Source organism: Streptomyces sp. NPDC001515 (genome assembly GCF_053597115.1).
Map to the genome: position 1 here is coordinate 1 of NZ_JBSFHN010000071.1, position 9,515 is coordinate 9,515.

General features: G+C 72.6%; 11 protein-coding genes and 6 tRNA genes. 9 read left to right on the plus strand and 8 right to left on the minus strand.

What is annotated here, in order from left to right; genetic code table 11:
* Positions 1 to 82: 82 nt before the first annotated feature.
* The 5 genes from ACWCXC_RS37115 to ACWCXC_RS37135 form a co-directional block, all read right to left on the minus strand.
* Positions 83 to 154, minus strand: a tRNA-Val gene (locus tag ACWCXC_RS37115).
* Between the two features lie 23 nt (positions 155 to 177).
* Positions 178 to 249: transfer RNA gene (locus ACWCXC_RS37120), tRNA-Val, on the minus strand.
* A gap of 19 nt (positions 250 to 268) precedes the next feature.
* Positions 269 to 340 (minus strand) — tRNA-Val (locus ACWCXC_RS37125).
* Between the two features lies 1 nt (position 341).
* Positions 342 to 415 (minus strand) — tRNA-Cys (locus ACWCXC_RS37130).
* A 37-nt stretch (positions 416 to 452) separates the two neighbouring features.
* Positions 453 to 525 (minus strand) — tRNA-Gly (locus ACWCXC_RS37135).
* A 163-nt stretch (positions 526 to 688) separates the two neighbouring features.
* Between ACWCXC_RS37135 and ACWCXC_RS37140 the strand changes: the two genes are divergently transcribed.
* The 3 genes from ACWCXC_RS37140 (at position 689) to ACWCXC_RS37150 (ending at position 3,458) form a co-directional block, all read left to right on the plus strand.
* Positions 689 to 1,729 carry a chorismate-binding protein gene (locus ACWCXC_RS37140; RefSeq protein WP_450891789.1) on the plus strand — a complete coding sequence of 347 codons (1,041 nt, stop codon included), beginning with the start codon at positions 689 to 691 and terminating at the stop codon, positions 1,727 to 1,729.
* On the plus strand, positions 1,726 to 2,547 hold the full coding sequence (locus ACWCXC_RS37145) for an aminotransferase class IV (protein ID WP_450682077.1): 822 nt from the start codon (positions 1,726 to 1,728) through the stop codon (positions 2,545 to 2,547). Before ACWCXC_RS37140 ends, ACWCXC_RS37145 begins: the two co-directional genes overlap by 4 nt.
* A 74-nt stretch (positions 2,548 to 2,621) precedes the next feature.
* On the plus strand, positions 2,622 to 3,458 hold the full coding sequence (locus ACWCXC_RS37150; RefSeq protein WP_450891783.1) for a GNAT family N-acetyltransferase: 837 nt from the start codon (positions 2,622 to 2,624) through the stop codon (positions 3,456 to 3,458).
* Between the two features lie 54 nt (positions 3,459 to 3,512).
* Here ACWCXC_RS37150 and ACWCXC_RS37155 read toward each other — a convergent pair whose 3' ends face one another.
* Complete coding sequence (locus tag ACWCXC_RS37155; RefSeq protein WP_450891784.1) at positions 3,513 to 4,028, minus strand: DsbA family protein; 516 nt, start codon at positions 4,026 to 4,028, stop codon at positions 3,513 to 3,515.
* Positions 4,029 to 4,240: 212 nt separating this feature from the next.
* Here ACWCXC_RS37155 and ACWCXC_RS37160 point away from each other — a divergent pair, with 212 nt between their 5' ends.
* From ACWCXC_RS37160 to ACWCXC_RS37175, 4 genes are all read left to right on the plus strand, one after another.
* On the plus strand, positions 4,241 to 4,699 hold the full coding sequence (locus ACWCXC_RS37160) for a hypothetical protein (protein WP_450891785.1): 459 nt from the start codon (positions 4,241 to 4,243) through the stop codon (positions 4,697 to 4,699).
* A 231-nt stretch (positions 4,700 to 4,930) separates the two neighbouring features.
* Positions 4,931 to 5,950: a LacI family DNA-binding transcriptional regulator gene (locus ACWCXC_RS37165; RefSeq protein ID WP_450891786.1), complete on the plus strand. Its 1,020-nt coding sequence runs from the start codon at positions 4,931 to 4,933 to the stop codon at positions 5,948 to 5,950.
* Between the two features lie 75 nt (positions 5,951 to 6,025).
* Positions 6,026 to 6,997 (plus strand): acetylxylan esterase, encoded by a 972-nt coding sequence (locus tag ACWCXC_RS37170; protein WP_450891787.1) that lies wholly within the window; start codon positions 6,026 to 6,028, stop codon positions 6,995 to 6,997.
* Between the two features lie 168 nt (positions 6,998 to 7,165).
* The gene (locus ACWCXC_RS37175) at positions 7,166 to 7,321 is read left to right on the plus strand and encodes a hypothetical protein (protein ID WP_176711576.1); all 156 of its coding nucleotides are present in this window, start codon (positions 7,166 to 7,168) and stop codon (positions 7,319 to 7,321) included.
* A 4-nt stretch (positions 7,322 to 7,325) separates the two neighbouring features.
* Here the strand turns inward: ACWCXC_RS37175 and ACWCXC_RS37180 are convergent, their stop codons facing one another.
* Positions 7,326 to 7,901, minus strand: a complete 576-nt coding sequence (locus ACWCXC_RS37180) for a CGNR zinc finger domain-containing protein (RefSeq protein WP_450682083.1) — start codon at positions 7,899 to 7,901, stop codon at positions 7,326 to 7,328.
* A 313-nt stretch (positions 7,902 to 8,214) separates the two neighbouring features.
* A complete protein-coding gene (locus ACWCXC_RS37185; protein ID WP_015032345.1) occupies positions 8,215 to 8,628 on the minus strand; it encodes an SsgA family sporulation/cell division regulator in 414 nt (137 codons plus the stop codon).
* Between the two features lie 264 nt (positions 8,629 to 8,892).
* On the opposite strand from ACWCXC_RS37185, the gene ACWCXC_RS37190 reads away from it, so the two are divergent.
* Both ACWCXC_RS37190 and ACWCXC_RS37195 read left to right on the plus strand, forming a co-directional pair.
* Positions 8,893 to 9,324, plus strand: coding sequence for a TIGR02611 family protein (locus ACWCXC_RS37190; RefSeq protein ID WP_450891788.1), 432 nt, complete (start codon positions 8,893 to 8,895; stop codon positions 9,322 to 9,324).
* A gap of 54 nt (positions 9,325 to 9,378) precedes the next feature.
* Positions 9,379 to 9,450 (plus strand) — tRNA-Val (locus tag ACWCXC_RS37195).
* The last annotated feature ends 65 nt before the right edge of the window (positions 9,451 to 9,515 follow it).

The following is a 9,515-nucleotide window of genomic DNA, read 5'->3' on the forward strand; positions in this document are numbered from 1 at the left end:
CACCGCGTCCGCCCCGGCGCGACGACCGGGGAAGGGGGGACGACGAAGCCCCGGTCGTGAGGACGACCGGGGCTTCGGACTGTGCGCGATACTGGGATTGAACCAGTGACCTCTTCCGTGTCAGGGAAGCGCTCTCCCGCTGAGCTAATCGCGCAGGAGATCCTGCGTGGTACTGCGTGCGCGATACTGGGATTGAACCAGTGACCTCTTCCGTGTCAGGGAAGCGCTCTCCCGCTGAGCTAATCGCGCGGGGATCCTTGCGGACCAGTGGACGATACTGGGATTGAACCAGTGACCTCTTCCGTGTCAGGGAAGCGCTCTCCCGCTGAGCTAATCGTCCTTGGAGGTGGAGACGGGATTTGAACCCGTGTAGACGGCTTTGCAGGCCGTTGCCTCGCCTCTCGGCCACTCCACCAGGGATGGGGGTTCGGGAAGATCCCCCATCTTCTGCGAGCGGACGACCAGGTTCGAACTGGCGACCTCAACCTTGGCAAGGTTGCGCTCTACCAACTGAGCTACGTCCGCTTGTCGGTTCCGGTTCACTTGCGCGTCCCGGCGACGTGTTGAACTCTAGCGGATTCCGGGGCCAGGGCAAAAACGCGTTTCCGCAGCGTGCTGACCTGCCCTCGCCCCGGCGCGGGTGGGTGCGAGCCGTCCTAGACTCGCGGACGTGCACGACCTCGCTCCCATGGCCCGCTTCGGCGGCCTCGTCGCCTCGGATCTGCGGGATGTGACCCACGATCCCGCAGCCCTGGACTCCTCCGGATTCTGGACGGTCGCGGCGGACTTCGAGGGCCGTCTCGTCTGCGCCCGCTTCGCCACCGTGCGTTCCGCGCCGGTCCCCGCCCCGGTGCCCGGTGCCTGGCGCGGCCCCGCCGCGGGCGACTGGACCTCGTCCCTGGACCGCGCCGCCTATACCGACGGTGTACGGCGCATCCGCGCGGCCATCGCGCGCGGCGAGGTCTACCAGGCCAACCTCTGCCGCGTGCTGACGGCGCCGCTGCCCGATCCGGCCGCCGCCGCCGACGTCGACGCGCTCACCGCGCTGCTGGCCCGGGGCAACCCCGCCCCGTACGCAGGAACGATTCGGCTGCCCGGTCACGGCGTGGAGATCGCGACGGCCTCGCCCGAACTCTTCCTGCGCCGCGACGGCCGCACGGTCGAGTCCGGGCCGATCAAGGGCACCGGACGCACCGAGGCCGATCTCCTGGAGAAGGACCACGCGGAGAACGTGATGATCGTCGACCTGGTCCGCAACGACCTCGGCCGGGTCTGCGCCACCGGATCCGTCACGGTCCCCGACCTCTGCGTCGTCGAGAAGCACCCCGGGCTCGTCCATCTCGTCTCCACCGTGCGCGGCCGGCTCGCCGACGGCGCCGGCTGGCCCGAGCTGCTCACCGCCGCCTTCCCGCCCGGATCGGTCACCGGCGCCCCCAAGTCCAGCGCGCTGCGGATCATCGGCGAGCTGGAGACCGCCCCGCGCGGGCCGTACTGCGGCGGCATCGGCTGGGTGGACGCCGACCGGCGGACCGCCTCGCTCGCCGTGGGCATCCGCACCTTCTGGACCGACCGCACCCCGGCCGCACCCGTCCTGCGCTTCGGCACCGGGGCCGGGATCACCTGGGGCTCGGATCCGGAACGCGAATGGGCCGAGACCGAACTGAAGGCGGCCAGGCTGCTCGCTGTAGCGTCGGGCGCCTACGAAGCAACCGGAAGGACCGCACCATGAGGATCTGGGTCAACGGCGGGCTGCACGACGCCGACGACGCCCGGGTGTCCGTGCTCGACCACGGCCTGACCGTCGGCGACGGCATCTTCGAGACGGTCAGGGTGACCGGGGACGGCCCGTTCGCGCTGACCCGCCATCTCGGCCGGCTGGCCCGTTCCGCCGCCGGCCTCGGCCTGCCCGCACCCGACCTCGACGAGATCCGCCGGGCCTGCGCCGCCGTCATCGAGGCCAACCCCGTCGCGCTCGGCCGGCTGCGGATCACCTACACCGGCGGGATCTCCCCGCTCGGCTCCGACCGGGGCACCGACGGCCCCGGACTGGTCGTCGCCCTCGGCGAGGTGCGGCGCCGCCCCGACACCACCGCGGTGGTCACCGTGCCCTGGACGCGCAACGAACGCGGCGCGCTCACCGGTCTCAAGACGACCTCCTACGCGGAGAACGTGCTCGCGCTCGCCCGCGCCCACGAGCACGGTGCCTCCGAGGCCCTGTTCGCCAACACCGTCGGACGGCTCTGCGAGGGCACCGGCTCCAACGTCTTCGTCGTCCTGGACGGGCAGCTGCACACCCCGCCGGTCGCCTCCGGCTGTCTGGCCGGCATCACCCGGGCCCTGACCGTGGAGTGGACCGGAGCCCGGGAGACGGACCTGCCGTTCGACGCGCTGGACCGGGCCGAGGAGGTCTTCCTGACCTCCACCCTCCGCGATGTGCAGGCCGTCCACCGGATCGACGGCCGGGACCTGCCCGGCGCCCCCGGACCCGTCACCGCCAAGGCCATGCGCGTCTTCGAGGAGCGCGCGGCCGACGATCTGGACCCCTGAGCACGGCCGCGCCCCGGGCGGGACCTCGTAAAAACGGATGACGTGCCCCCGGGACAGCGGCTAGAAAGCCTCTGATGACCACCACACTCCGGCCGACCGGGCCGGTCCAGGAAAGCGCCGACGGCGCGCGCAGCCGCACCTTCGACGTGTGCGACAACGGACGGCCCGTCGGCGCCGTCGAGATCGGGGCCGACGCCCCGGCCTCGGGCGGAATCGGCACGCTGACGTCCGTGCGGATCGACGAGGCGGTGCGCCGGCGCGGCCGGGGCACCATCGCCTGCCTCGCGGCCGAGGAGGTGCTGCGCGGCTGGGGCTGCGCCTCGGTGCGGGCCGATGTCGCCGCCGACGACGCCGCGGGACAGGGGCTGCTCGCCGCGCTCGGCTACACCGAGAACAGCCGGAACATGATCAAACGGCTGGCCCAGGAGCCGCCGGTGCTGCCCGGGGGGCTGACCACCCGGTCGATGACGCCGGAGGAGTACGCCGGCTGGGAGGAGCGCGCGATCGCGGGCTACGCGGAGAGCCTGGTGACGCGCGGGACGCCGCCGGAGAGGGCCGTGGAGGCGGCCCGCGCCTCCCACACCCGGCATCTGCCGCGGGGCCTGGCCACCGAGGGAGTGCGCCTGCACTACCTGCTCCACGAGGGCGAGAAGGCCGGCAGCCTCTGGGTCGCGCCGTTCGAGATGCACCCCGGCCGCCGGGTCGGTTACGTCTTCGACGTCGAGGTGGCCGAGGGCTACCGGGGCCGGGGCTACGGCCGGGCCCTGATGCACCAGGCCGAACGGCTTGCGCGGGCCGACGGCGAGGAGTGGATCGGCCTGCACGTCGTCGCGTCGAACACACCGGCGCTGCGGCTCTACACCTCGCTGGGTTACGAGCCGACCCAGTACCACTACGCCAAGCCGCTCTGACGGAGGCGGGGGAGGGGCACCGGCCGCCGCGCGGGCACCCTCCCCGCCCGCCGCTCAGCCCCGGGCGGCGAGCAGCCGGTCCGCGATCTCCTCGATCCGCTCGCGCAGCCCCACCTGGCTCTTGCCGCCGTCCAGACGCTCGTCGCCGATCACATACGTGGGCGTGCCGGTGACGCCGATGGCCTTGCCCTCGGCCTGGTCGGCGTCGACGATCAGCAGGTGGCGGCCGTCGATCAGCGCGGTGTCGAACTCCTCGGCGTCCAGCCCCAGTTCCCGGGCCACCTCGATCAGGAGCTTCTCCCCGGACCGGGCCAGCTCGTCGGTGCGGGCGAGCACCGCCTCGATGTAGGGCCAGTCCGTGCCCTGGACCGCGGCCTCCTCGGCCGCCTGCGCGGCGGCGTACGCGTGCTTGTGCTTCTCCAGCGGGAAATGCCGGAACCGGATCTCCATCCGGTCGCCGTACCGGGCGCGCAGGGCGTGGACATCGGCGAGGGCCTGGTGGCAGTCGGGGCACTGGAGCTCGCACCAGACGTCGAGGACGACCGGCGCGGCGGGGGTGGAATCGCTCATGGGACCCAGTCTCCCAGGGCGTACGTGCTCCTCACGACCGGTGTCCGGGCGGCGCTGGCGCGGCCCGGACTCGTCCGCAGGGCCCGGGGCGGGGCGGCACCTGGGGAGGAGCCCGGCCCTGAAATGTCCCTGAGGCGGGCCCGGGACGTGGCCGCCCCCGGGCTCGCCGGTGCAGGATGGAAGGGACGTTTCCCCTGCGCCTGGAGGCACCGATGCTTGCCGAGACCATCTGTTCCGCGGTGTCCGCGGCGGGCCTGGGCATCGCCGCGGTGACCGCGTACCGGAAGCGCTTCCTCACCGCCGCCAGGATCGCGGCCTACTCCCTGGTGCCCCTCGGCCTGGTGCTGACCGGGACGGTGGAGTGGCTGACGGGCATCGCCTACAAGCCCGGGGTGTGGCTCGGCTTCGGGCTGCTGGGCGTGGCCTGGGTGCTGTTCGCCACGACCCGTGCGGTCGAACGGCGCGGCGCCGGGACCCGCAAGGAGCGCAGGGCCGCGGCCCGCGCGGCCCGGGAGGGCGCGGTCGAGCCCGCGGCCTCGGCCCCCTCGCTCGGCGCCGCGACCGGCTCCGCCGCCGCCCCCGCCCGGCAGAACGCGGGCAAGCGGTCCGCCGGGGCGCCCGACGAGGACTTCAGCGACATCGAGGCCATCCTGAGGAAGCACGGCATCTGACTCCGGAACCGTCCCCTCCGGGCCCTGCCCGGCACCGTTCCGGCCCAGCGGACGACACGCGGTATGAATCGATTCACTCAAGATCCTTGACGCGCTTCGGCGCGACGGCTAGCGTCCCGACCCGGTTGAAACAATTCACTCACGCCCGTCCGTGCGGTGTCGCGACCCGTCCGTACGATGGGGCGACGTCGCGGGAAGAGCGCGGCCGAGGGCACCGGTGGGGCAGGACAAGTGGCGCGTGTGGCAGGGATCAAGGACGTGGCCCGGCAGGCCGGTGTCTCCGTGGGCACGGTCTCCAACGTGATCAACCGCCCCGAGGCGGTGCTGCCCGAGACCCGCGCCCGGGTCCTGGCCGCCATCGAGGAGCTGGGATACGTCCGCAGCGAGTCCGCCCGCCAGCTCCGGGCCGGCCGCAGCCGGATCATGGCGCTGCTCGTCCTGGACATGGGCAACCCCTTCTTCGTCGACGTGGCGCGCGGCGCCGAGCGCGCCGCCCGCCAGGCCGGGCTCGGGGTGATGGTCTGCAACAGCGACCAGAGCCCCGCCGAGGAGGCCGAGTACCTCGGCCTCTTCGCCGAGCAGCGGGTCTGCGGCGTCCTCGTCACCCCGGCCGACGCCACCGGCCGCAACCTCGACTCCTTCGGCCGCCACCGCATCCCCTACGTCCTGGTGGACCGGGTGGCCTCCGGCACCGGCAGCTGCGCGGTCTCCGTCGACGACGTGCGCGGCGGCACCCTGGCCGTCGGCCATCTCGTCGCGGCCGGACACCGCTCGGTGGCGTACGTCAGCGGGCCCGGCGACCTCCAGCAGATCCGGGACCGCCGGCAGGGGGCCCTCCTGGCGCTCGCCGAGGCCGGGCTGCCGCCCGAGAGCCTGGTGGAGATCCCGTCCGACCGCCTCGACGTGGCGGCGGGCCGGGACGCCGGTGCCCGGCTGCTCGGCCTCGTCCCCCGCCCCACCGCCGTCTTCTGCGCCAACGACCTGCTCGCGCTGGGTGTCCTCCAGGCCCTGTACGCCGCGGGCGTGCGGGTGCCGCAGGACATCGCCATCGTCGGCTACGACGACATCGAATTCGCCGCGGCCGCGGCCGTACCGCTCACCTCGGTCCGCCAGCCCGCCGTCGTCATGGGACGGATGGCCGCCGAACTCCTGCTGGAGGAGGCCGACGACGAGGACGGCGTCCACGAGCACCGCAGCGTCGTCCTCCAGCCGGAACTGGTCGTGCGCGCCTCCAGCTCCGCGCCCCGCTGAGCCCGCCGCCCGGCCCTCCCGCCCCCTCCGACGTCCGACCTTCCCGCCGTTCCGCACGCCCGAAATGGAGATCCCGTGTCCCTGTTCGACCTGCCCCTCGACGAACTCCGCTCCTACCGGCCCGAGTCGACCGAACCCGACGACTTCGACGCCTTCTGGCGCCGCACCCTCGACGAGGCCGCCGCGCACCCGCTGGACGCCGAGTTCACGCCGTACGACGCGGCGCTGACCCAGGTCGACGTGTACGACGTGTCGTTCGCCGGCTGGGGCGGCCACCGCATACGCGCCTGGCTGAACGTTCCGGCAGGCGCCGAGGGCCCGCTGCCGACCGTCGTCAACTACCTCGGCTACGGCGGCGGACGCGGCCTGCCCCACGACCACCTCGTCTGGGCCGCCGCAGGCTGCGCCACGCTCGTCGTGGACACCCGGGGCCAGGGCGCGGTCAGCGGCCACTCCGCCGGATCCACCGCCGACCCGACCGGCGGCGACAACCCCCAGTCACCCGGCTTCATGACCCGGGGCATCCTCGACCCCGACACCTACTACTACCGCCGGGTGTTCACCGACGCGGTGCGCGCGCTCGACGTGGCCGCCGCCCATCCGGCCGTCGACGCCGACCGGATCGTGGTCTACGGCGGCAGCCAGGGCGGCGGCATAGCCCAGGCGGTCGCGGGGCTGAGCCCCCGTGTGAAGGCCGCCTTCGTCGACGTACCGTTCCTCACCCACTACCGGCGGGCCGTCGAGATCACCGACAAGGACCCCTACCAGGAGATCGTGCGCTTCCTGTCCACCCAGCACGGCCACGCCGAGCAGGTGTTCCGCACCCTGGCGTACTTCGACGGGATCAGCTTCGCGGCCCGCGCGCAGATGCCCGCGCTCTACTCGGTGGCCCTGATGGACCCGATCTGCCCGCCCTCCACGGTCTTCGCCGCCTACAACAACTGGGCCGGCCCGAAGGAGATCGAGGTCTACCCCTGGAACGGCCACGAGGGCGGCACGGGCGTCCACCGCGGCATCCAGCTGCGGAAGCTGCGCGAGCTGGTCTGACGACCGGGGCCGAGGGCCCGGGGGCGGCTGGGGGGGCGACGGTGTCCGAACGCCTGCCGGGCGCTCGGACAGCGGAGCGAATCGCCCCGCCCTTTCCCGGTGAACTCCCGTAACGAAAAGCCGTGTTGGGCGCTGTAGGGGTCCGGCGTGCGTCATGATCGTCCCGAGATGGTGGACACCTCCCGGGGCGACGCCCCCGCACCCCCCGCCGAAGAGCCGCGTGGCTGCCTCTTCGCGCTTTCCCAGCCCCCTTTGATGATCTTCCTCACGGTGGTCGGCGGCCTGCTGCTGATGGCCGCGTTGCACGATCTCTTCGTGCTGTGAGAGGTCAGCCGGCCGCCTCCCGGCGGCGCGCCCGGTACGCGGCGACGTGCAGGCGATTACCGCAGGTGCGGCTGGAGCAGTAGCGGCGCGAGCGGTTGCGGGACAGATCGACGAAGGCGTGCCGGCAGTCCGGCGCCTCGCAGCGGCGCAGCCGCTCCGTCTCGCCGGCGACGATGATGAACGCGAGCGCCATGCCGCAGTCGGCCGCGAGGTGGTCGGCCAGCGAGGCGTCCGGCGCGAAGTAGTGCACATGCCAGTCGTAGCCGTCGTGGTTGCTGAGCTGGGGGGTGGTGCCCGCCGCCGCCACCAGGCCGTTCACCAGCCCCGCCGCCGTTTCGGCGTCGGGGGCCGCGAACACCTCGGCGAAGCGTGCCCGCACCTCGCGGACCGCCGCCAGGTCCCTCTCGTCGAGCCGGCCCACCCCGCTCACCCGGTGGCGCTCGGCGAACGCGTACAGCGCCGCGATGTCGGCGAGCCCGTCGGGCGGTCCGCCCGTGCCGGGCGGTTCGCTCTCCGGCGCCGTGTTCACCAGATCGACGACCGTGTCGAGGGCGATCCGGGTGTCGTGGGGGATCAGCACGCTTCCGCTCCCTGGCCTCCGGCGGGCCAGATCCCCGCCGATGCGGGCAGACTCTACTGGCTCGCCCGGGGGCGGCAGGGGCCTGCGGGGCCTGGGAGGCCCCATGGGCGGCCGGGGAGCCCCCCGAGGGCGGTGCGGGGGCTCCCGGGGCCGCCCAGGGGCTCCTGGCGGCCTCCGGCGGCGGACGCGAACGCGGACCGGCGCCGTCCCCACGGTGGATTCCGTGAGGGCGGCGCCGGTGTCAGCCGTATGAGGTTGTCCGCGCGGCGCCGTCTCCCCGAGTCGGACGGCGCCGTGCGGCTCTCGGCCTGGCTCAGCTGTCGGCCAGGATGTGTGAGAGCTCCGTATCGAGATCGAAGTGACGATGCTCGGTCCCGGGCGGAACCGCGGCGTCGGTCCTCTTCAGGAACGACTCCAGGGCTCGTGCCGGGGCTTCCAGCAGGGCCTCGCCCTCCGGGGAGCTCAGCGCGATGCAGACGACGCCCTGGCCGTGACTACGGGATGGCCAGACACGGACGTCTCCGGTGCCGGTGGGCCTGTGCAGCCCCTCGGCAAGGAGGTCACGGGCGAAAACCCACTCGACCGTCTCCTCCGCTCCGGTGTGGAAGGTGGCGTGCACGGCATACGGATCGGCCGTGTCATACCGCAGGCCCGCGGGTACAGGCAGTGAGGACTCGCTCGACACAACGAGGCGCAGGTGCAGCTCGCAGCTGACCGTGGTGTTCATAAGCGCCAGGGCCTTTCGCTCAGTGTGCGCTCGGGGATTCGCACGTCGGCGAAATCGACATGCCACCTACGGTGGCGTTGTAAACCCCTCTGCCCGTTTTGTGATTCTTCGGGTAGCTCGTACAGCGGTGTGTAACTTTGGGTCATGCGGCCATTCCGGTGACGGGAGGCGTTCGGGTAGGTTGACCTTCATGAACGCGGAGAGTGACGAGCGGGGCGGGGGTGCCCTCGTGGCGCACCGCCGTCCCCGGCGGGGGAGGGGCGTGTGAAGGAGACGGGGGACGTCACGGAGGGTGTGACCAAGGAGGACGCGTCCGGCGACGAGCGGGCGCTCGGCTCCCGGGCGCCCGGTTTCATCCGGGCCTCCAGGGCGCTGCACCTGAGCTGGCAGGTCGGCGTATTCGTGGTCGGTCTGGCCGTGGTGGTGGCGGGCATCATCATGCTTCCGCTGCCGGGCCCCGGCTGGCTGGTGATCTTCGGCGGCATGGCGATCTGGGCGACCGAGTTCGTCTGGGCGCAGCTGGTGCTGCGCTGGACCCGGCGCAAGGTCACCGAGGCCGCCCAGCGGGCCCTCGATCCCAAGGTCCGGCGGCGCAACATCGTGCTCACGGTGATCGGGCTGGTGATCATCGCGGTGCTGGTGGGGATCTATGTGTGGAAGTTCGGCATCGTCATGCCGTGGAAGATCCGCGAGTGACCACGAGGTGGTCGGGGGACGCCCCTGACATGGGGTAATGTGTGCGGTGCGCCCGGGCGATTAGCTCAGTGGGAGAGCGCTTCGTTCACACCGAAGAGGTCACTGGTTCGAACCCAGTATCGCCCACCCCGGACCGACGGCCCCGCAACACCCCAAACAAACCGGCCCGCGGCCTTCCCCGCCCGCCCCAA

What these genes read in the sequence shown, in the direction of transcription:
- ACWCXC_RS37140 (WP_450891789.1), top strand. Translation starts at nt 689, where the DNA reads ATGGCCCGCTTCGGCGGCCTCGTCGCCTCGGATCTGCGGGATGTGACC.
- ACWCXC_RS37145 (WP_450682077.1), top strand. Translation starts at nt 1,726, where the DNA reads ATGAGGATCTGGGTCAACGGCGGGCTGCACGACGCCGACGACGCCCGG.
- ACWCXC_RS37150 (WP_450891783.1), top strand. Translation starts at nt 2,622, where the DNA reads ATGACCACCACACTCCGGCCGACCGGGCCGGTCCAGGAAAGCGCCGAC.
- ACWCXC_RS37155 (WP_450891784.1), bottom strand. Translation starts at nt 4,028, where the DNA reads ATGAGCGATTCCACCCCCGCCGCGCCGGTCGTCCTCGACGTCTGGTGC.
- ACWCXC_RS37160 (WP_450891785.1), top strand. Translation starts at nt 4,241, where the DNA reads ATGCTTGCCGAGACCATCTGTTCCGCGGTGTCCGCGGCGGGCCTGGGC.
- ACWCXC_RS37175 (WP_176711576.1), top strand. Translation starts at nt 7,166, where the DNA reads ATGGTGGACACCTCCCGGGGCGACGCCCCCGCACCCCCCGCCGAAGAG.
- ACWCXC_RS37185 (WP_015032345.1), bottom strand. Translation starts at nt 8,628, where the DNA reads ATGAACACCACGGTCAGCTGCGAGCTGCACCTGCGCCTCGTTGTGTCG.